Origin of the sequence: Sphingobacterium gobiense, assembly GCF_002980575.1 — a bacterium.
Lineage (GTDB): Bacteria > Bacteroidota > Bacteroidia > Sphingobacteriales > Sphingobacteriaceae > Sphingobacterium > Sphingobacterium gobiense.
This window is the reverse complement of record NZ_PVBS01000003.1, coordinates 214,729-237,672: the sequence shown is the minus strand read 5'-3', so window position 1 is coordinate 237,672 and position 22,944 is coordinate 214,729. Positions and strand designations below refer to the sequence as shown.

General features: G+C 41.8%; 17 protein-coding genes. 1 reads left to right on the top strand and 16 read right to left on the bottom strand.

Features of this window, described 5'->3' with window-relative positions:
* Positions 1–7: 7 nt before the first annotated feature.
* The 12 genes from C5749_RS16045 to C5749_RS15990 form a co-directional block, all read right to left on the bottom strand.
* Positions 8–943 (bottom strand): DUF4434 domain-containing protein, encoded by a 936-nt coding sequence (locus tag C5749_RS16045; protein ID WP_105727243.1) that lies wholly within the window; start codon positions 941–943, stop codon positions 8–10.
* On the bottom strand, positions 944–1,609 hold the full coding sequence (locus tag C5749_RS16040; RefSeq protein ID WP_105727242.1) for a GDSL-type esterase/lipase family protein: 666 nt from the start codon (positions 1,607–1,609) through the stop codon (positions 944–946).
* Entirely contained in the window at positions 1,609–2,295 is a 687-nt protein-coding gene (locus C5749_RS16035; RefSeq protein WP_105727241.1) for a GDSL-type esterase/lipase family protein, read from the bottom strand. The genes C5749_RS16040 and C5749_RS16035 overlap by 1 nt, the downstream gene beginning before the upstream one ends.
* A 17-nt stretch (positions 2,296–2,312) precedes the next feature.
* Positions 2,313–3,710, bottom strand: a complete 1,398-nt coding sequence (locus tag C5749_RS16030) for a DUF5009 domain-containing protein (RefSeq protein WP_105727240.1) — start codon at positions 3,708–3,710, stop codon at positions 2,313–2,315.
* A 17-nt stretch (positions 3,711–3,727) separates the two neighbouring features.
* Positions 3,728–4,897, bottom strand: coding sequence for a copper amine oxidase (locus C5749_RS16025; protein WP_105727239.1), 1,170 nt, complete (start codon positions 4,895–4,897; stop codon positions 3,728–3,730).
* A 10-nt stretch (positions 4,898–4,907) separates the two neighbouring features.
* Positions 4,908–6,233, bottom strand: coding sequence for an alpha amylase family protein (locus C5749_RS16020; protein WP_105727238.1), 1,326 nt, complete (start codon positions 6,231–6,233; stop codon positions 4,908–4,910).
* Positions 6,234–6,250: 17 nt separating this feature from the next.
* Complete coding sequence (locus C5749_RS16015) at positions 6,251–7,642, bottom strand: family 10 glycosylhydrolase (RefSeq protein ID WP_105727237.1); 1,392 nt, start codon at positions 7,640–7,642, stop codon at positions 6,251–6,253.
* A gap of 68 nt (positions 7,643–7,710) precedes the next feature.
* Positions 7,711–9,396 (bottom strand): DUF5018 domain-containing protein, encoded by a 1,686-nt coding sequence (locus C5749_RS16010; protein ID WP_105727236.1) that lies wholly within the window; start codon positions 9,394–9,396, stop codon positions 7,711–7,713.
* Positions 9,397–9,413: 17 nt separating this feature from the next.
* Positions 9,414–11,105 (bottom strand): RagB/SusD family nutrient uptake outer membrane protein, encoded by a 1,692-nt coding sequence (locus C5749_RS16005; RefSeq protein WP_181151490.1) that lies wholly within the window; start codon positions 11,103–11,105, stop codon positions 9,414–9,416.
* A 24-nt stretch (positions 11,106–11,129) separates the two neighbouring features.
* Positions 11,130–14,330 carry a SusC/RagA family TonB-linked outer membrane protein gene (locus C5749_RS16000; protein WP_105727234.1) on the bottom strand — a complete coding sequence of 1,067 codons (3,201 nt, stop codon included), beginning with the start codon at positions 14,328–14,330 and terminating at the stop codon, positions 11,130–11,132.
* Between the two features lie 33 nt (positions 14,331–14,363).
* Entirely contained in the window at positions 14,364–16,226 is a 1,863-nt protein-coding gene (locus C5749_RS15995; RefSeq protein WP_181151488.1) for an FAD-dependent oxidoreductase, read from the bottom strand.
* A gap of 101 nt (positions 16,227–16,327) precedes the next feature.
* Positions 16,328–17,608 (bottom strand): MFS transporter, encoded by a 1,281-nt coding sequence (locus C5749_RS15990; RefSeq protein WP_245893813.1) that lies wholly within the window; start codon positions 17,606–17,608, stop codon positions 16,328–16,330.
* A gap of 210 nt (positions 17,609–17,818) precedes the next feature.
* Here C5749_RS15990 and C5749_RS15985 point away from each other — a divergent pair, with 210 nt between their 5' ends.
* Positions 17,819–19,048 (top strand): ROK family transcriptional regulator, encoded by a 1,230-nt coding sequence (locus C5749_RS15985; RefSeq protein ID WP_105727232.1) that lies wholly within the window; start codon positions 17,819–17,821, stop codon positions 19,046–19,048.
* 23 nt (positions 19,049–19,071) lie between these two features.
* On the opposite strand, the gene C5749_RS15980 is transcribed toward C5749_RS15985, so the two are convergent.
* From C5749_RS15980 to C5749_RS15965, 4 genes are all read right to left on the bottom strand, one after another.
* Entirely contained in the window at positions 19,072–19,557 is a 486-nt protein-coding gene (locus tag C5749_RS15980; protein WP_105727231.1) for a hypothetical protein, read from the bottom strand.
* Between the two features lie 30 nt (positions 19,558–19,587).
* Positions 19,588–20,124: a hypothetical protein gene (locus C5749_RS15975; RefSeq protein ID WP_105727230.1), complete on the bottom strand. Its 537-nt coding sequence runs from the start codon at positions 20,122–20,124 to the stop codon at positions 19,588–19,590.
* A gap of 112 nt (positions 20,125–20,236) precedes the next feature.
* Complete coding sequence (locus C5749_RS15970; protein ID WP_105727229.1) at positions 20,237–21,562, bottom strand: sensor histidine kinase; 1,326 nt, start codon at positions 21,560–21,562, stop codon at positions 20,237–20,239.
* Between the two features lie 3 nt (positions 21,563–21,565).
* Positions 21,566–22,933 (bottom strand): sigma-54-dependent transcriptional regulator, encoded by a 1,368-nt coding sequence (locus C5749_RS15965; RefSeq protein WP_105727228.1) that lies wholly within the window; start codon positions 22,931–22,933, stop codon positions 21,566–21,568.
* Between the last annotated feature and the right edge of the window lie 11 nt (positions 22,934–22,944).

The window sequence follows — 22,944 nt, the reverse complement described above, 5'->3', positions numbered from 1 at the left end:
ACGCTAATTATTTCAATGTTTCTAAATATTCCTTATACCTATTGTATAAATGTCCTGCTTGTAAATAGGCGGACTGAGGACTCATAAAATGAGAAAACTCAAATGTAATCGCCTTATCATATCCGGCTTTTCTTGCGGCTTCCAGTTTCAAACGAAGTTTCTCGAATTTAATCGGCAAAAACTTAATTGGCATATCCCGATCAAAAGATTCGGCATTAGTCCAACACTGCATATTATATTTGTCGGCTAGTTTCTTGTTGACCAGAAAAAAATCATCTAGTTCGTGATAATCGATATGCCCATCCTGAAACGCGACCGCGTCGATCACATTATGTATCTCATGAAATATGTCATTCCATTCGTTCTCATGCTCCTGTATAGATACGAAATCTGCTTTGACAAGACCAGAAGACGCTGCCATTACCGCTTTTTTACCATCGATCCAAGGAGAAATAAATGTAGGCAAATTGTTGCTCACTGCTTTGCATTGTTCACCTAAAATACGAAAGGCACTGGACGCCCCCTTGGTTTGACGACTGATCTCCATGCTCAGATACCAACCTCCGAAACTCGCGTAATGACCATATCGCTGCCACACTTCGTCGATTACAAAGCGGTTAACATCTATTTCATACTGCATATTTCCAGTATCCCAATATTTACCGCTATCGTAAAGACCAAAAAAGAATTTCATACCGTGCTTTTCGGTCAATTGCAGAAACATATCTACCAAGTCCACTGGAGGCGCATAGCATCCCATTTTATCCTGTAACCATGCTGATGGATAGGTAATGAATCGTCGATATCCGCTACGAATCATAATAACCGTATCAATCCCTATTGCCTTCATATATCCAAAATCACGATCCCACTCCTCTCTACCCCAATTTTGATGCGGTATATCATGACTAATCTCATCTAAAAAAGTACCTGTAATCTTCATCTATAAATATTGTTTCTCTTTTAAATACTCAACCCAACGGATGTAGGCATCTGTATTGAGATGAATGCCATCCGTTGTATATTCCGTCTTCAATACATAACCATCAGCTAAAGCCTCTTTGACATCAACATAGATTAAATCATACTTTTTTGCCAAAGCCAATATCCCCTCGTTTAAATCTCTCACTAAGTTTTCCTTTCCAAACAAATAATCATATTTCAGCATCTTTTCATTGAGAGGCAACGTGCTTTGGAGATATATTTGTGTCCCAGAACTTTTTTTTTGAATGATCTTAATGATAGCTTCATAATTTCTCAAACTCCATTCGAGAGGCAGGCCCCGCCCCACATCATTGATCCCCATCATCAGGAATATCTTTTTTGGTTTCGACGCCACGACATCTGCAATACGCGCCTTCATACCAAACGTATTATCTCCTCCTATCCCTCGGTTTCCGACCTTGTATTCACGTCCCAACAATTCTTGCCAAGGGCCTCTCTCCGTTATACTATTCCCGAAGAAAATGACATGGTACGCTTTCTCCTTCAATGCCTGATACAACTTTTCCCGTCCTTCGTAATACCAATTATTATAAGTACTATCTTGCGCATGCAGGTGCATGATTCCGAGCATTCCCGACAATATTATGGTGATTTTCTTCATCATTATAACACTTCTATTTTTTTCAGATAGTCAACCAGTTCCACATACGCAGCTACCTCCAAGTGTATACCATCGGGTGTTATTTCAGCACGAAGGTTGCCCAGCCGATCGGCCAATATAGTATGCAGGTCAACAAAGTATACACCGTTTTGAGTCTGAGAAATACGTTTCAAGCCGTCATTCAATAATTGGATATCATCGTTTTTCACTGCCTTGAACGACGCTATCAATTTAGCTGGATTAACAGGTAATACACTGTGAAGATAGACCCTCGTTATGGGTGATTGCTGTTTCACCTTACGTACAATTCTGGTATAATTTTCTATAATATGCGTTGTCGGTATACCCCGCTTTAGATCATTTACGCCAATCATCAGAAATACTTTCTCGGGTTGATGTCTGGTTATTTCGTCCAGTCGGGCCAATACACCGTAAGAAATATCCCCGCTAATACCTCGGTTCAATACCGGCAACTCCGGCAAAATATCGTTCCACCGACCAGCGTCGGTAAGACTATTCCCAACAAATACTATTGCATTTGGAAGAACCGGCATCTTCCGGAATTCTGCCAATTTTTCGGTATAACCCGAAAAGATGTAATTACTATCAATTGCAGAGGTTACTTGCGCTTTTAACGCTGGTAAACTTCCCGACATAATAAGCAGGGCTATAAATCTAATTTTTATCATCACTATTATCTAAAAATTTATGATCGCCAAAACCACTTCTTATTTGTGGCATAGTTCGTTAGCAAAATCATCAACAACATATATATACCAGTCTTCACTAACCCTAAATAAGGGCTACTTACAGACAATGAATCAATAGCCGGCAATACATGCAATAGCCCTAAAACGGGTGTAATGCAGAATGCGGAAACGCAGTAAGCAATCATTGGGTTTTGTCCACTTTTAACGATCGAAGACACCACAAAATTTTCAGGAAAACGCTTTGTCAAATAATCAGAGAAAATATAAAAGATGAAAGCCAACCCACTTGTTAAAAGCCAATAGCTAAAAGACGAGGGGTCTTTCTTGATCCCGCCATCCAACGGCTCAAAGAATAAGGCTATGGAAGCCAAAACAAATCCCCAACTAACCAACGTTTTGTAGAATGCAAATTGCCCTTGATGGTTTTTCGTAAAAAAGAGAAAAAAAGCTATTCCAAAAATGACATGCCCACATAGATTGAGCTGTAGCAGACGCATATACAAGGTAACCACATGAAAAGCCACAAAAGTTACACCGAGTACAGCTAACCATCTCGCGTTTCCTCGTTCAGAATTCGTATACCGGTAATTAGTCACGTCTTTATTCTGCACCAACAGATCACCCAATATCGAACCGGGTAATACAATGCAGAGGTATTTCAAAAATGACAAACTATAGAACCACCGCAAATCAGGGTGGAAGTTCCAAAGCACTTGTGTCCAGCTACCCGTAATGTCTTTGGTAAACCATATTCCCATAAAAGCGATGAGTACAGCTATGCGTAACAGAAAACTTTCGGAAGTCAGCAACCAAAATACGGACCCAAATATCGCCATATTGGCCAACACCAGGATGATGATATTACTTTTGAATCTATCAAATGTGTTCCCGAGTATTTCGCTATGATACCATACCAATAATCCTATTATCAGAAAACCCAACAGCTGCAAGCCATACCTTCTTAGCTCCCTTCCTTCAAAGCGCATGAATACAAGGAAAAAAGCAACAAAGGTGAGCAAGGAGGTCGCGTAATTTAACCATTTAGGCCCTGTTAGGTTTTCCGGAGTAAGATAAGCCAACGTAATCGCAAAAAACACAAGCAAAACTCCCCGCCTTAACAGCCCTGAAGCAATTACTCCATATTGCCTATTGACCAGTTTATTTCGCAATGCCAACGGAAAAGCAGCTCCCATAGCAAATAGAAAAAAAGGAAAGACAAGGTCCACCCATGTAATACCCGGGTTATCTGGATTGAACGTAAAATCCGGCGGTCCGACCTGGGCGTGATACATCCATGCAGGAAACGCTGAGCTCCATGGAATCACCGCAGCCAAAACCATTCCTAAAATTGCTACCCCGCGCAATAAGTCTATACTATGGTTTCTTTTGATCATTGAACTTTCTATTCGGCCTATAAATCTATTGGAACCAATACCAAGGGAGTTGGCAAGCAGGATGCCCCCGGAGGTGAATACGTAAAATTTATCTCTTGAATATCTTTCGACAGATCTGGCTTATAAATCCCAATCAAGATAGCTTCTGGCGCCGCTTTTGTTACCAATTGATTGGATGGATATTGAATAACGCTCTTTTTCATATGCTCATCAAACATCTCCATTGTTAAACCCATTCCGCCACACCACTGGCTGTCTTCCGATCTACAGTTCCAAGTAATCAAAGCCAGACCTTTTCCTCCTGTGCTTTTCCATTTGATACTTGTATGGTATAACACACCATAATTCCCTACGTTTCGTGCAAGCTCCGCTTTTTTTCCGATTGTTCCTGTAATCCACGGATCATCGCTCCCATCAGCTACGATAAGCTGCGACACGCCATCGTTGGTGTCTATTGTATCCTTACTCGTAACCTTATAATTAGCTATCGGAAATATCCCCCTCCCAGCATTAACATGACTAAATGGTATAATAGTATCTATCTCATGGAATGCCTTAGGACCTTCTTTATCAGGTGATGTTTGAAGCACGCTAATCAATGCTGGCTGATCTATTACAAACTCATAGAAACCGTGCACCAACTCGTCGTACATTATAACCTGCTTTTCCAATCGCTCGTCTATAGCGATCACCTCCCCTGGCTTGATTGTCCTGACATTATTCGTTTCACGCGACGAAAAATAGTCGTACAACCCTTGTTTTCCAATCTGAAAGTAATTCATACTAGGCTTTTGTGAAGAATACCGGAGCATTCTCAAATGCATATTCTCCTCACCGAGATTTTTTATTACTGCGGATATTTTTCTGGGCATTTTCTCGGGTTCCTTTACACCATTGACGTTATATACATATAACCGCACCGCGCCTGCATCTGTCCGTTCCTGCATAACAATAGCTTCGGGAATACGAATATACTCCGGGTCATCGGATATCATAAATTGCGGACCTGGCATAACCGCTTTATCATAAGCAATCTTTGGAAAGTCCGTCGTTAAGAAATCTTCTAAAATCACAACATCCCCCTGCTTAGCCGAGCTTAAGGTTGCGGAAATAACTTCGGATTTACTTTGCGCCCGGCAATTCCATATAAAAACGGATAACAGAAATAATAATACACTTGCTTTCATTCGTTGTAATTTAATTGTTCAAACCCTCTTTAACCTGATCCCACCATCCATAATTAATAATATGCACAATATCGAATATCATAGCGCCATGCGATTTCTGACGACACATCTTCAGTGCTTTTATAAATTGGTCCGGGTGACCTTTATATTGTTCTACATATAAGCCTGCGTATACTGGTATTTTTCCCATGGTGACTTTTTTGACCAGCTCCGTTGATCCTTCTACCGTATACCAGTCTTCTTTTTTCACAACCAATCCAGATTCCAATGTCTTTTCGGTCGTGTTAGCCTGTGTAAGCAACTCGGATTTCTCTACTTCAAAATAATAATTCCCCGTCGTAAACAAATCTAAAGCTTCCGCATAACCATATTCTCTATACTTAACAGTAGCCCAATTAAATTCTTCGCTAGGATCATATTCTTTGCTCGCGAAATTTACGCCGACGTCAAAATAAAGTGGATACCATGACCCTGTATAATCTCCGAAGATAATATCCGGATGAATGGCTTTTAATTCCCCCCTGGCTTTATAGATAAAATCATGAATGACTTTAGCCCTCCATTCCAACCATTCCTTAAAGAGCGGGCCATCTTGTCGTTCCGTTCCCTGAAATGTATAAATATCGGCTGGAAAATTTTCTACACTTTCTCCTCTATATTGTTCGAACAGCCGTTTACTTTGTTCTGAAAAATCAGCGTTCAAGTTGTCAAAACGGACACGATCCAGAATTATACCGTCCAATCGAGGATACATACCGACAAGTTCTTTTAAAATAGACAATTCGTATTCCTGTACTTCCGGTAATGCAGGGTTCAGCATCGTTGAATATTTGTTTTTTTGCTCCGAAATCAACGTCATGCCTTCCGGCAGGTAGGATAATGTCTGCCACCTAGCCTTTGATGGATCATCATATACAACACCCCTATCAAAATAATTGTGTCCCGCGACAAATACATTTGCCGAAGCGTGTACCTTCAGACCGAGTTTATGACCCTCCTCTATAAAATAGCTCAGCATATCCCATGTGGTATCTTTAACCGTTTCACTTTCTCCCCAAGAACTCATCACCGGAGCTATTTTACTTGGATATAGGACCTCACCGGTAATGGGTTTTACGTCAACTACGATGTCTGTTACACCTACCCCTTTAGATTTTTGAAGATAAAATAAAATGGAGTCCTTCTCACAAAAACGATCAAAATTCGCCGTTGCATCAAACCATAGGATATTTCGATGAACAAAATAATCTGTATTTCCATCTGATGCACTATCGACATTATTACAGGAAAAAAAGAAAAACGTAACAGCAAGAAAAAAATTAAATAAACGCTTCATGTTTTATAAAAAATAAGTTAATCTTCAATACCTGTTTTTATTGCATCAAAAAGAGGCTCTTTCAATTGATTGTATTGAGGTGCGTACATGTGCACGACATCAAACAACATGATTTTACCTTTGGTTTTAGATAAAATATAGCGAACAGCCTTTGTTATCTCACCTTTATTGGCATATGCGACATTCCCCACATCAATACTACCATACAACGGGACCTTGTTCTTTGTAATATAGCTGGCTCCGTTTAAAGATCCTTCAATACTCCACCAATGATACTTCATCCCAGCTGTTGCTGGATTATCAGCCAACATGATTTGGGTGAAATAATTACCCGTCATAAGTATATCCAATTCTTCTGCATAACCCGTTGCCCCATAACCGGGTGACGCCCAATCAAAACGAACTTCAAAATCTTGAAAAGGGTCGTAATCTTCACTCGCCCAGTTCACACCAACCTGATAATATGTTGTATACCATGCACCAACGTATACGCCGAATTCCACGTCAGGTTTAATTGATTTTACAACAGCCCGAGCTTTTGTCATAAAATCTTTTATTACCTGTGCACGATAAATAAGCCATTGTTTGTAGTACTTACCCGTGGCAGAAGGTAATATTTGGCTCGAGCTCTCTCTCCAAGAAGAAACAATGTCCGTTGGGAAATTCATGTTTTTTGCCTGGGTATCGTTATACTTTGTTTCTAAAAAAGAGATAAATTGTTGTTTGCTCAATTCAGAAAAATCAGCCGTAATATCCGTGTATCGACCATAGTCGAGAATCATCCCGTCCAGATCAAACTTGCCTACGATCTCTTTGATAATATTGAGTGCCTTTTCCTGTACTTCGGGTGCCGCAGGATTAACAAAAACGTTTTTGCCCGTTTCAGAAATGGGTCCCAAAATGCCGGAAGTATTCTTTACAACAATAGATTCATATTTGCTACGGTACGTTGGGTTATCGAAAACATATCCAAATCCTCTTCGGTCGCCATCTACGAAAGTCACCATGGACAAATAAACTTTAAAGTTTCTTTTCTTCGCCTCAGCGATCACAAAGGGGATATAGTCACTCAACCGTGTCTTACCATCCCTTTCTGTCATTTCGCCGGTATAGCTGCTTGAATACATCGTATAGCCTGAGCTCCCTTTAACATCCACAACGAGTCCCGTCACACCAACATCTTCCAACTTATCCAGTATCTCGATTATCCCCTCTTTTTGACTAAATTTCCCATAAGTTCCAAACACATTCGAGTTTGCATCTACCCAAACCAATACTTCCTTATTATTTTCTTCTTCGTCAGGATTTTCGATATCAGGATCTTTCGGGTCCGGAGTCGATCCACTGTCTTTCTTACAGGCGTGCAGGGCAAAAAATACGATTGCCAAGACAATTATTTTATACTTCATACGCTATTTTTATAAGGGCAATACGAGAAATCTCGTATTGCCTGGTCCAAAATTAATGCTCGCTGTTGTTACTCTATATCCACACAATCAAACTGTACACCAACCACATATCCGTTAGTAAACATAAAGTATAGATATAAGTAGTAGCCATTCTCCGATACAGTCATAGCGACGTCTCCCGTACCATTTCCATTTTTCGCGCTGAGCGCCGCATTCGCTCCATATTTCCCTTTATCCGGTGACCAAATAAGTCCCGGGGTGGTATTGGCCGACGGGTTCCCGGAGAAACCTCCTTCCGTATCAATTAAGAACACTTGGTCAGCCGACCCCCACTCAAAACCGTTCACATGGTTGTAGGCAACGAATTTGGCATTGTTAAATTCAATATAATCTACTGAATTAGCGATAAAGTTAGCTTCTAATTGGTCCAGCTGCGCCATGATGCTATTCGTAGAACCGTTAACTCGTGTAAGGCGATTGTTGGAATATCCAATAACATAATAATCGCTGCGCATGTCGGATGGTGAAGTATAAATAACATCGACATTATTATTACTCCAAGAGTATCCTGAAATCGACACCATCTCCGGTGTTTGAGACACGAGATTTCCGTTTACGACCTGCCATTTCGCAAAACTACTTGACAAAACACCGACGACAGGAACTGTAATGATCGCATTGGTGTTTACATCCCCGATAATGGAGAACTTCCGTCCAAACGACGTGCTTCCCGAATTCCACTGGATAAAAGGCTGAGGCGTGCCTGTCACCGAAGATATTTTCCATATATTGAATGTATTCCCGTCATTCGGAACGAGATTACATACGAAGATATTTCCTGCATCATCCGCAGTTGTATAGAAATTTCGAAGACCACCTCGAATAGACCCCAAATCAATTTCCCCTACTTTCGCACCGGTAAATGCATCGATATATATACTGTTTTGATTTCTCGTATTCAACACTACATGTGAGCCTGTGGCCGCTATACCTCCTGTGACATCATCAACGGTTATTCCCAAATCGTGTCGTAACCTTTTAGCAAACATGATTTTGGCGCTGCCCGGACGAATACCTTTAGCCAACTTGACAGCCTCGATAACTTGGATGGTATAATCGCGTTGCGCATTTCCAGGGGCTGTTACTACAAACGGTTGTGGCGTTGCCAAATCTATATCGGTTTCATTAGGAAGAGATCCAGAAGCATGTCTATTGATTGTATAGGACAGCGTAGCATCGTTCAAAACTGTCCCCGGAACCAAAGAGAAATTGATTCTGTCGCCAATGATAATTGCCTGAACCTCTTGTGGGTTGCCGCCTTCATCATTATAACGTAGGGTAGCATTGGAAACGTCGGTATTACCTTGTTTGTTGGCAATAACAGTGTATGTCCTTTTTTCACCGCTTCCTGATGTAACAGTCAACTCTTTTGGCGATGTTAGATCCCAAAAATCACTAAGCGATGGTGAAACGAGAGCGTCCGATGGCACAGTCGCACGAATCAATACCTTCGACAGATCTACTTCATTATCCGAATCTATCGGATGATAATAGTCTATGTCCAGATAAATTTTATCGTCGACAATCCTTGCCTCAAACAGACGTTCTCTACCCTGCCCTTCATACGTAGCATATATATCGCTGATTTCATTCAATTCATATCTTTCTCTATATTCAACTTTCTGACAAGAGATTGTACATAACGCACCTAAAAAAACTAAGAACGCTATATAGGTTTTATAAAATCTTTTCATCTTATTCGGTTAAAGTATTACCATCCCTTTATTTGGTCCAATGCATTGTTTCGTTGTACCTCCGCTTCGGGAATAGGCAGATAATACAATGCACCGATAAAGCTACGGTCTGTATTATCTGCAGATACAACTTCGTAATCAAATCCCGTATATTTATGCCCCGTAAACTGGACACCATTTAGTACGGTATGTGCTTTCCGCCACCTTCTTAGATCCCAGAAACGGTGCCCTTCGAAAGCCAGTTCAACCATACGCTCATGTTCTATCAATGCCATCACAGCGGATTTAGTATTCGCATAAGCGTTAGGCAACCCTCGGACACCACGCAGTTTATTGATGGTCGAAACGGCATCTGTTAACTGATTAACGCCCGTCTGTGCTTCTGCTAAAATCAACAACACTTCCGCGTATCGTAATTCAACCCAACTCTGCGTACTTCCATTGACAACGAAGTCAGTATTTTGTGGATCGAGCATCTTTTTAGCGTAATATCCGGTAACTGTCCGTTTCGGATCACCCATAGAGCCGTATGGTATGAAACCCTCGGAGTTTGATTCAGAAAGGTTTAAAGTTCTTCCTTTCCAGTTAGCTCCATGATACAGCACTGTCGCGTAAAATCTAGGTTCTCTGTTTTCATACGGTTCGACACTGTGCACAGAATTAGACCAAGAGAATTTTGTTCCATCTGCCATTTCAAATTCATCGACTAGCTCCGCGGTGGGAACGCCATATACCAATGTATTCCCTGGTGCATCTCCCGGAGGCGCAAATCCTAAATCATATTGATGCCGCATTAGCGGTGCCGAAAAATCAACCCTAAAAATCGCCTCTTTTGTATTTTTATTTGTAAAAATCGATGCAAAATTCGCATCCAGGTCATACAATCCCTCATTGGCTAGTGCTACTACTGCACTAGCCGCATCCATTGCATTACTGTAATAAGCAGTAGCTTTTTCTTGTGGAATCCCTGTCAGTGGATCGTCATTAAACCGTTTGCGATCGTTATCCGCTATAGATGCAGCATAAATCCAAGTACGGGCAAGCATACCGTACGCAGCACCCTTAGTTGCTCTTCCATCTAGGTTCGTCTTATCCAGGTGTTCCGCGGCGAAGGCGAAATCGTTCGCAATATAATTCCAACAATCATCTTCACTCGAACGGGGGTGATCTTTTGTTGCGTATTGTTCTAGATTTTCATAGATGATAACACTACCATGAATACGCGTTAACCAAAAGTAAACGTAACCTCTAATGAAACGGGCTTCAGCCTCATACGTCAATTTTTGTTCATCACTCAGCGTTGATTTCGTTTCCAACCCATGTAAAAATTCATTCACCCGTCGGATACGCTCATACCCTGCCCCCCAATAGTTAAGCCCCACGCTTCCTGCGTTAAATTGGTTAGCATTTGACACTAGGATATTCACCGTACCGTTTCCCGCTGTCGTAGCTGTATATTTCATAATATCTGACAATGCGTCTGTTGCGTTATCGTAACCCAAATTCGGAAACAAGCCGAACTGAAATTTCTTAAACTCCGCATATAATCCGCTTACATACAGTTCTGCCGACTTAGGATCATTCCACACAGCTTCTTCTGTATATCGATCTTGTAGAGGTATATCGATTTTACACCCCTGGAATACGACGACTGTCGACAGCACCATAGCTCCAGCGATCCATCTTTTTATTTCTTTTATCTTTTTCATTGTTCTCATGGTTTTAAATAGTCCTTAAAAGGTAACATTCACACCAAAAGCATAAATTCGCTGCTGAGGATAGAACCCATTGTTTACGTTTGGCATTTCAGGATCTAGGTATTTCAGGTAATCAAACGTCATTAAGTTTGATCCGGTTGCATAGAAACGTACCTGCTGTAATTTGGCGCCCGCAATCCACCTTTGGGGCAAGGTATACCCTATCTGCACAGATTTCAACCTTAAATAATCACCTTTACGCTCCCACCCGGAGTTTTTATGAGCGTTGTGAGCCGACAACTGTGCTTTATAGGCGGTCAGTCTTGGAAACTCAGCATCTGGATTATCCGGTCTCCACGCATTTTCGACTAAAAAGTAGGGTGAGTTTCCATAACCATAGAATGTGCGTGTAAATGGCGTATTGTCATCAACTCCGCTGGTACCACTTGATCCTTCATAAGTACCCGCTAAATTAACGCTAGATAATCCAGCACCCTGCAATAGGGCAGAAAAATCAAATCCTTTATATGCCAAATCGATATTCAATCCATACATTAATTCTGGCAAATTTGACCGACCGATATAGGTCATATCATCATTTCTGGTGATACGGCCGTCACCGTTTAAGTCACGATATTTGAAGAAACCAGGAGCTACAATACCGCCCGATGGGGACGGCGTATCTGCCGCCTCCTCCCAGCTTTGTACCATACCGTCTACTACGAAACCGATCTTCGTACCGATCGGCTTTCCAATCAAGCTTTGCCAAGACGGAATATTATCACCCTCATTTAATTTTAGGTAACGGTTGCGTGCCCAGTTGATATTTCCCGTCAACCGTAACTGAAAATCGCCAAAACGTTCGTTATAGCGTAACTGTGCATCAAAACCACGGTTATCCGCTTCTCCAATATTTGCTATAGCCGGAAAATAACCTCCGACAGACGGCGGATATAAGTTACCCACCTGTCCCAGTATATCCTTTGTGAGCTTGTAATACCACTCAAAATCCAACCCAAATTTTCCGTTCATGAATATGGACTCAAATCCGACACTTCGGGTGTACGTTGTTTCCCATCTGACGTCGGGATTTGCTATCGCATTGGTATAAAGTGCTTTGACGGGTTGTCCATCCATCACGACGACGGGACGATCATTTAACGACAACGTAGCTAGATATGCGAACCGCGCATTACCGACCTGATCGTTACCTGTTTTACCGTAAGACCCTTTGATTTTTAAGAAATCAATAAACGAGACATTATCCTTAAAAAACTGCTCATCACTGGCAATCCACCCCAATCCGACACTTGGGAAAATGTCCCAGCGGTTATGCGGAGCAAACCAGACAGACGCATCCCAGCGAGAAGCAACTTCTAATAAATAACGGTCTTTGTATCCATACGTGCCACGGAAAACATAACCTGCTTTGGACTCCGGTGTGTTTGTACCTCCGGTAGGCGCGATACGGTCGTCATCTTCCGCACTTCCAAAATCAATATCCTGGATGATGTCTATGGGTAGGTTACTCGCTCCTGCCGAAAAGATAAATCCTTCTAACCGAGAATAATCGTATACAGCTAAAAGTCCTACAGCATGATCCTCTCCGAACACCTTATTATATTGTATCGCTGGTTGGAACGTTTTGCGCTGAGTATTCTGATAACTTTGCCTGACGGAATTCTTAGTGATGCCAGGCAACGTGGCTAGATGAGTAAAATCTCCCGTTACCTGTTCGCGTACACGACCCATCGTCTCATAAGGCGTTAACCACCCCTTTGTAGACCGGCCCGTCCAATCGAAGGACGTAATAACGCGTGCCTCCAGACCAGGTACGCCAGGCACCTTAACATTGATATTTGCTGTCCCTTCTAGTATATTCCTAGTCCATTTTTGGTATCCCGAGTTTTGGACAGCCGCTATCGGGTTTACCCATCCTGCATTTGAATTATAACTAACGGGCAATCCATTTTCGGCATACATCGGCATGTTGGGCAACATACGGACCGCTTGGTAAAACGGATTCATATAAGCAGTATTGTCCGGTGCAATACCCGGTGTATTCGTCAGTTCCTGGCGGAGTCCGATATTAATTCCAGCCGTTATATATTCATTAATTTTAGCCTCTACATTGGAACGCACGTTATAACGTTTAAAGTTGGTGTTTTCTACAACTCCATCTTGATGCATATGCGACACGGCACCGAAATAACTTAGGCGCTCCGTTCCGCCGTTCATGGTCAAACTATGGTTTTGGGACACGCTGTTTCTACCAACCAACATCCCGATCCAATCTGTATCACCAAATAAAGGATTCGTATTGGTACCGTTGCGTACTGCTTCAATCAAAGCGGGGTCATACAAGATGGGCTGTGCGCTCGAGCCGGTGTGGATAAGATAATCATTATCTACCTCGACTCCTTTGTTGTACCATTCCATATAATCTGGACCATTCAAGAACTCAGGAAAACGTGTATTCTGTCCGATATTAACCCCCGCATTATAAGCGAATTTAGGCTTGCCTTGCTGTCCTTTTTTTGTGGTAATCATAATGATTCCGTTGGAACCTCGCACACCATAAGGAGCCGTCGATATAGCGTCTTTCAAGAAACTTAAGCTCTCTATTTCTGTCGGATCCAAATAACTGAACGACGCCCGTTCCACGCCGTCAATAATAATTAGGGGTGCAGCATTGCCGTAAGTCGAAACACCTCTAATCCGTAGTGTCGCGTCATCCGCCCCGGGGCGACCGGACTGCTGTAATGTGGTTAACCCAGGTACTCGTCCTGCCAAAGAGTTCGTTATGTTCATCGAAGGTGCTTTGCTGAGTTCTTCTCCTCCTATCTGCGCAACAGAACCTACGATGTTTCGTCTTTTTTGCGTGCCGTAAGCTACGACCACTACCTCATCCAATTTTGATCCACCGGAAGTCATCGTTACCGTAATAGGTTGATTGGATGATACGGATACCGAGGTCGTTTCGTACCCAATGTAGCTAAGCTCCAGCACAACAGGATACTTTTCTACGCTTAGCTCGAATGCGCCTTTCTCATCGGTCGAGACAACCTGCGCCCCTCCTCTCGTCTTTACCGTAACGCCCGTGAGGGGGGTCTTTTGATCGTCTAGCACAATTCCACTTACGGGCGACTGCCCCTGGACGGCTATCACCTGTACAAGCATGAAAAGCAAACAACTTATCCTAAATAAATAGGGTTTTATGAAGTTTAAATGTCTCATAATTTGGGGTTTAAAAAAATTATTAATATAGTATTAAATGATGTTTCCTTCAAAATCGATATCTCTTTCAAACAATTGCAGGTGAGCATTCAACAAAACAGACGTCCACCGACGGCTTAGCTTCGTATCGGAATGCACCTTTCCCGGATATCCCACACCGGATAGCGTCTGCTTCACATCAGTAATGGAAATCTCTTTGTTTATAGATTTCGCAATCTCCTGATAACCTTTTATAGTTAAGGATTCTCCCGAAGCCGTCCAGTTGTTCTCCAACTGTGGAAAATAATCCCTTAAACCAACCAGAAGTTCGTATTCGCTGATTTCACGCTCCGGATAAAACCAAGTTTGGTTAGCCCATTTAAACGGAATTCCCACACCTTTTAATACACCCGTAGCTCCCACCTTGTGCAGTATCTTGAAATGCGGATCTGACGCAGGCACATCGATATAGGGCATGATATAGGCTTTATGGTCTAACAGGGTTGATTGAACGTCGCGGATCCCTACCTGCGATGGTGCTATTCCTTTTTCGACTGAGATTGCCGCAATTACACCGGCGGCCTGTCCAATACCCAGGACAACCGGCTGTAGACGGGTAGCGCCGTTCACAATATTGCTCACACCGATACTTTTTTCCGCTACAATTAATCCCTCATAATCTCTTGGTATCAGCGATCCCATAGGGACATTATAAGACGGAACGCGAATTTTGACGAAATCGATTTCCGGCGCATTACCATATTTATAATGATGATGATCGATCGTATAATCACCTACAACTACACCAGTGCGATAATATGCTTCCGGCGTATCAAAGGGTGTAATCAGGTGCTGTAATGAAAATAGAGATTTAGCCTGCAATCGCCGTGATTCACGGTGATATGGTATCATCGGGAAACCATCCTTTGTAGGATATTCATCATAGGCTATTCCTAAGTTTTTAAACCCTAGTTCCGATTGGATGTAATAAACGAACCGCAGGGTCATCTGTTTGGCTTCGTCCAATAGTTTAATGCGTTCCGCTGGTGTTTTTTTAACAATGTTCAGATAAATATCATTTCCTTTCTTGGGCCAGTTGATCATGAACTTGTTGTTAGGCAACCGACCGTAGGTCAACATCTTGAAACAATCGTTATTGTCTTTATTAAATGTAGCCGGATCAGATACATCGCAGCAGCCGGCAAACTCTTCTTTGTTGTAGTTTTTTGGTTTCTTTATCGTTTTGTCTGTTCCTTTGCCAAAATCTTTGAGTGTGATGACATAGGTCAAATCCTGTACGATATCATTTGCTTCATCCAAGGCAAAAGGCTCTCCAGTCAGCGATTTACTGTCCATCCCCAAATAGTAAGGCACGTTCAAAAAAGCGAAGACATCACCTAATTCCGTTGCATCGATAAGAACTTTTCCTTGGACAGTGGATCTCTTGCCAGCTTTAGATTTAATTTCCACGAACCAGTTACCGTTTGTTTTTCGCACGTCGCTCCAGGAGGTCTCAAACAATACTTGGATGCCTTTCTCTGCACTAACCATCCTATGGAGAATGTCATTACCTATAGCGGGCTCGAATAGTGTATTGCTCACCCAACCCGTTTCCACGGCTTTCGGTCCGCCGTAATAATCATATAAATGTTGACGAAATTCGCCCCAAAGACCTGATGGCAGCTTATGGTTACCGTCTATCGCCGACACCCCCGCCGATGTCAACATGCCTCCTAACCAAATCGTCTCTTCGATTACGGTCACGTTGGCCCCCAAACGAGCAGCTTGAATTGCGGCCATAGTACCACTAGCTCCTCCACCAACAACAATAACATCTGTCTTTGTTTGCGCGGATAACTGCGCGATCCATAACCATAAGAAAACTGACAAAAGCGCTATGTAACGTATCTTGATCATAAGGTGCTAGGTTTCTGATACACGAAATAAGAAATAAAATTTTAAATAAACAATATATTTTTAATATATTTTAATAATACTGGTGTATTTATTTTATTTATTCACAAACTACTATCGGCATCCACCTTTTCCAGTGGCACTAACCAGGTCACTACGAAAGCCGGAATAGTTGCGATTAACACCCAGATAAAAAATTCTTTATAACCCAAATAATCACTTAATAGTCCGCTGACCATCGAAGGGATCATAAAGCCTAAGTTCATCAAGCCACTTCCAAAGGCATAGTGTGCCATCTTATAGGGGCCAGGTGCAATATGCTGCATCATAAATAGGATGAGTCCCACGAAACCAAAACCATACCCAAAATATTCTGTGACCACAGCAGCCCCGATCGTTAAAAGGCTTGTCGGCATACCTATGGCTAAAAATGCGTAAGCTGCAAAGGGCAAATTAAAGGCTGCGCACAGCATCATCAATGTCTTCCGGGTGAGTCCCTTATTAGACACGTAATGGCCTGCCACGATAGATCCCAGCACAAATGCTATGGAGCCAAACACCCCATATAGCAGCCCAATTTGAGAAGTGCTCAGCTCCAGTCCTCCCTCGGCGCGGGGCGCTTTAAAAAACAACGGGATAATCTTGATAGCCTGTCCTTCGGCGAAGCGATATAACACAATAAAACATAAGCTATATACTATATTCTTCTTTTGAAAGAAAGTGATGATGACGTCCTTTAACGTAACGAATCCCGCTTTTAACGAACTTGTGTTCGCCGCCCGTTGTGTAGAAGGTAATACACGCATATTATACACGCCCAGTATCAACATGATTATACCATAGACAAACATGACGATCATCCAGGCGTTCCGTATGCCTAATTCTTCTTCCAACTGCCCTGCCAAATACACCAATGCTCCGCCCGAGAAGACTTTAGCTATATTATAGAAGGCACCTTGCCAGCCGACATACTTTGCCTGCAGCTTGGCATTCAGTTCATTTAGATATACCCCGTCGGCAGCCGTGTCATGAGTAGCGCCACTAATAGCAATAATTGTTAGTACAGCTATCGAAAAACTAAAAAAATGATCGAGTTGTAAAGTTAGTCCAACCAAGCCAAATAGCACGCCTGTAAACATCTGCGTGATGAATACAAAGAATTTCTTGGTTTTATACATCTCTAAAAATGGTCCCCACAATGGTTTTAACGTCCACGGAAGCATAATAATAGACGTCCAGAACGCAATCTGCGTATCTGATACTCCGAGATTCTTATACATGATGGAACTCGCTCCTGATAGCGCAACAAATGGTAGGCCCATAGCAAACCACGTGGCCGGGATCCAGTATATAGGATGGATAGTTTTTTTATTGGTATTTCTCACAGTATATTGAAGGATATATAATTTGTTAAGGTTTCATGTTTAGAAAATTCCAAACGCTCAATATTATTAAAAAAATTAGACAATTCAAATATATTATTAAATTTTTTTAATAATTAGTCACCTACAAAAAATGACTCCAGACTAATATCACGTTATTAGAGAGTTTTTTTCTAACTTAGCTTGTTAATTGAATAAAGTTTTATTAACAAGATGAGCTCGAGTTTTCTGAAAGATTTACATAATGCTAATATCAGCGGTGTGGCGTATAAGAACGTCCAACTAAAGAAGAAGATATTGGCTTATTTTGCGACACATGAATTAGGCACTATTGCTGAATTAAGCAAAGCGTTTAACGTCAGCATTCCGAAAATCAATGAATCGATTAACGAACTGATAGAAGAGAAACTGGTCAAAGATTATGGCAAACAAACGTCCAATGTAGGAAGAAAGCCCAACAATTACGGGCTAGAGGCGAATTCCGCTTTTTTTATCGGTGTTCAGGTAAGCGATGATTATATCTCTATCGCCATGATCAACATGAAAAAGGAGTTGGTCGCCCATAAAGATGAAATCCCATTTTTACTGGAGAACAACGAACGGTCTCTTCAACATTTATGTAAAGAGATAAAAGATTTTATCACGAAGATTGCTATCAAACAAGAGAAGATATTAGGTATTGGCGTTAATTTGTCTGGAAGGATAAATTATCGGACAGGCTATTCCTATAGTTATTTTAATTTTTACGAGGATCCGTTGTCTAACTTTTTCGAGCAGCAACTCGGCATACATACGTTCCTTGAAAATGACACCAAAGCGCTGTCGTACGGTGAATTCACAAACGGGGGCTTGAGTAACGAAAAAGACGCCTTATTCATCAACGTCGATAATGGGATAGGTTTGGGGATTATGATCAACAAACAACTTTATTATGGAAAATCTGGTTTTTCAGGCGAGTTTGGTCACATTCCCATTTTTGACAACGACATTATCTGCCGGTGCGGAAAAAAAGGTTGTTTGGAGACAGAGGCTTCTGGACACGCTTTACGCAAGAAGATTATAGAAGCAATCCAAAACGGAGCCACCAGTATTCTGACAAAAAAATTCAGTTCTATTGAAGATGTCCGGCTTAACGATATCATGCAGGCTGCAAAAAAAGACGATACACTCGCTATTGAGGCTATTAACGAAATAGGTGAAAAACTAGGCCGCGGCATGGCTGCGCTCATTAATATATTCAACCCCGAATTAATTATTATAGGCGGTATCCTTGCTAAATCAGAGGAATATTTAAGCCTTCCCCTCAAAAACTCCATAAATAAATATTCTTTATCTGTCGTTAATAAGGATACCAAAATTGTTCTTTCTACCCATGGAGAGAAGTTTGCCGCAATAGGCGCTTGTTTACTTTTAAGAGATAGACTGCTATCTATCACCGAATAATCCGATATTTGCATGTTTATCGCTCATCTCCAAAACGGATAGCGTAACCTAAAATTTTCCTTTTGCTGTTCTTTACGATACATCAACAGACCAAAGTGGAATAGGTTAATAGATACCACGACGTCCTTACTTTGCACTAGTTGTTGCCATAGTCGTTTCGTTTTGATAGTTTGGAAAGGCTCGTGTACAATGATCACCTTTCCTTGACGAACAGCTTCGATGATATTCGGAACTGGCATTGATGTTTCTTTCAAATCTACCCAAAGCACATCGGCATCTGTCGCTTTTTGAAAATAAGCAACCTCCTTCTTCTCCATACGTTCCAAGATACGTAACAACAATTTTTTATAACGCGGCTTAAGACCTAGGGGGACATTGACATGGTGCGTATACACAGATGAAACCGCATAAACTGCGTTTACTGCCAGATCGTAAACAAACGGCGAATGCGTACCGTGTCGGCTATTGGCGATAAAAAAATGTCGTATCAGATCCCAGTAGTAACGCATGTTACAAAGGTAGTAATTAAGAGCTAGCGACTATTCTTCTTTTTTGAAATCCGGTTTGTAGATAAGTTTAATAGTACTGGACTGTATCGTATCCCGGTTAAAGTTCAACAAAGCAACTTTAAAATCAACTTCCTCCTCTCCTTTAAATTTCAAAATTCGATCGATATCTTGTTGTAATAAAACTTCTTTGATGTAAAGAACGCCAGACCGTGTTGGAATATTCTCGCTTTTTCCGCCCGCATCTGCTTTTACTGACCAAGCGAGCGGGCTATTAATTGCTTTATTTCTCAAATCCAGCTTTCCTTCACATGTACCCAGTACAAATTCAGCATATTCATATTTTAACTCAAAGATATTTTCTTCCAGCTTTCCATAAAACTCGCCTTTGTTATTGAGAAGAATAGTGTCTGGCCATATTTTGTAAATATTATCTTCTTGCGGACACGCAAACTCTACATAGGCAATAGGGTCAATGATCGGTTGGGGAGGTGTAGGATCTGTGCTACTGCAGGATAGCAAAGACAAAAACGACGCATTAAGAAACGGAACGATTAGTCTTCTCTTCATTATTCAAGCTTAATATAATAATTTAAATGTTTGTCATAGAAACGGTATTCATATTGTGCATGCTACACACATCAGTATATTTTTGATACACATTGTGATTAACGACACAATTTTAGGATAAAAACTGCAACGAAAATGTGCTCCCTTTCCCTTCTTCACTTTCCACAAAAAGGTTTCCTTTATGCAGGAGCATAATTTGCTTGCTGAGCGTCAACCCTACTCCACTGCCCGATTTCTTGGTCGTGAAAAACGGCGTAAATATCTGCTCCTGAATATCGGGAGACATCCCTCGCCCATTATCTTGGATTTTGATAAACAGGTGGTCGTCTCTTTTCAGCCCCGCTATACTAATATAAGGCTCAGCGCAATCTTTGACCGCTTCCATTGCGTTAAGTAGCAGATTAATCAGAGCTTGTTCCACTAAGTTAATATCTGCCCGGAGAACTAAACGCGTATCCTTCAAAATGATATCCAAATCAATGTTTTTTTGTAGTAGCGTAGGTTCCAGTAACTGGTAGATATTCTCGAAGAGCATCTTTAATTGTATATCTACAAAATTGGGCTGATCTACCTTATTAATTAACCGATAACTCTTAGCAAATTGCAAAAGCCCCTCACTGCGCCGCTTTATTGTATAAATGCCAAGTTTAATATCTTCTATATCTTCTTCCTCATATCCCTGCTCTAAGCGAGCGTGCAACGTCTCTGCCAACGAGCTGATCGGCGCTATGGAATTCATAATTTCATGCGTCAACACGCGAAGTAGTTTATGCCAAGCTTTGGTTTCCGTCTCGTCTATTGCTTCGCTGATATTTTGGTAAACAACAATGCGAAATGTCCCTTCTTGCGTTGAAAACGTGGAACCATGCATGAGTAGTTTAACCTTCCCCATCGCGAAGCTTATCGATTCCACTTGTTGCTTTCCAAGTTTCAAGTGAATTGTTTTCTCATACAACTCAGGTTGGCGTTTTGTCAAACCACGGATATTTCCGACGTGAGGCGTTCGAAAGAGCTGTTTGAACGCCTCATTGATCCACATCACTTTTCCGGTATCTTCCTGGTAAAAGATAATAGCGGAATCCAGCATATTGAGAACCTTATTGAGATACTGATGCTGAATTTCCTTGTCCATACTGATACGCTTATACACCTCGTTAATGTTGTTGAACGCCGCAAACAGTCTTCCCTCGGTGGATTTTGGATGCTTGATGACGAACCGTCGCGTAAAATCCCGGTAGCGCACCGCCTCGGAAAAATCAAGTACTTCCCCGACTAATTTACGCTGTTTGCCGAACCATCGAAAAGCGAGCAGGAAAAGTCCAACAAAACTTACCACTGCAAGTAAATACCATTTTAGAAAGCATAGATAGGCTATTCCCACCGCAGCCGATAGTAATAATAGTATTTTCCAAAAGAAAAAATCCCGCAATCGCCCCATTTATCAAATGTTATATTTCTCCATCCGCCGATACAACGCAGCCCTTGTTAATCCCAGCTCGCGTGCTGCTTTGCTGATATTGCCATTATAACGTTCGATTGCGGATTGAACAGCATGACGTTCCATTTCTTCCAGACTCTGATTGGCATAAGCGGGTTCGCCCAGCTTACTATTCTCCTGCATCGCCTGCTCGATAGGAGAAAACAAAATGTCGCTATCCCGTATACTTTTTTGCTCCGCCATAATAACGGCACGTTCTATACTGTATTGAAGTTCACGAACGTTACCTGGGAAATGATAGGCCTTTAATTTTTGGATAGCATCGCTTTCAAAGCCCTCCATATGCTTATGATACTTCCGGTTGTAGAAGTCTAGAAAGTGATTTGCCAATAGCACAATATCCTCCCCTCTTTCCCGTAACGGCGGCACCTGTATCTCTACCGTATTGATACGATATACCAAATCTTTACGAAACCTGCTTTCATCAGCCAGCGCTTTTAAAGGTACATTAGTCGCACTCAACAATCGGATGTCCACCGCAACAGGTTGATAAGAGCCTAACGGCACGACTTGACGGTTTTGCAGAACGCTCAATAGTTTTGCTTGTTGCTGTAGGCTGATATTGCCTATTTCGTCCAAAAACAAAGTACCACCGTTTGCTGCCTCAAAACGCCCCTGTCTGTCTTCTCTCGCATCTGTGAAAGCACCTCTCTTATGCCCAAACAGTTCACTTTCGAAAAGTGTTTCGGTCAAGGCCCCTACATCCACTTTAATATACGTTTGCTTTGCCCGCAAGGAACGCCGATGTAAAGCCTGCGCAATCAAGTCTTTTCCTGTCCCGTTCTCGCCTAATATTAAAATATTTGCTTCTGTCGGTGCGACTTTATCTATTTTATACTGGAGGTCTTCCATAATTGCCGAGCGGCCTATCAAATCATCTTCTTGGCGATGGACTTGGGTGGGTGTTTTGTCTCGTCCTTTTGTTTGTTTTGCTTCCTCAAAAGCGGCCGTCAACGTCTGCAATAGCTGCTCGTTCTGCCATGGCTTTACGATAAAATCAGATGCTCCCTGTTTGAGCGAACGTACGGCAAGGTCGACCGCGCCATAGGCCGTAATCATGATCACCTTGATATGCGGATATTGGCTTTTGATTTTCCCCAGCCAAAACAAGCCCTCGTTACCCGTATTGATGGCACTTTTAAAATTCATATCCAGCAATACCATATCAATGGCATTCCGCTCCAGCGTACGGAAAATATTTTCAGGATTGGGCTCGACTATGATCTGCTTTACTTTGGGTCTTAACAAGATGCGAACGGCTGTTAGCAAATCCTGGTCATCATCAACTACTAAAATAGCGGCTTTTTTCATCACAAACTAAG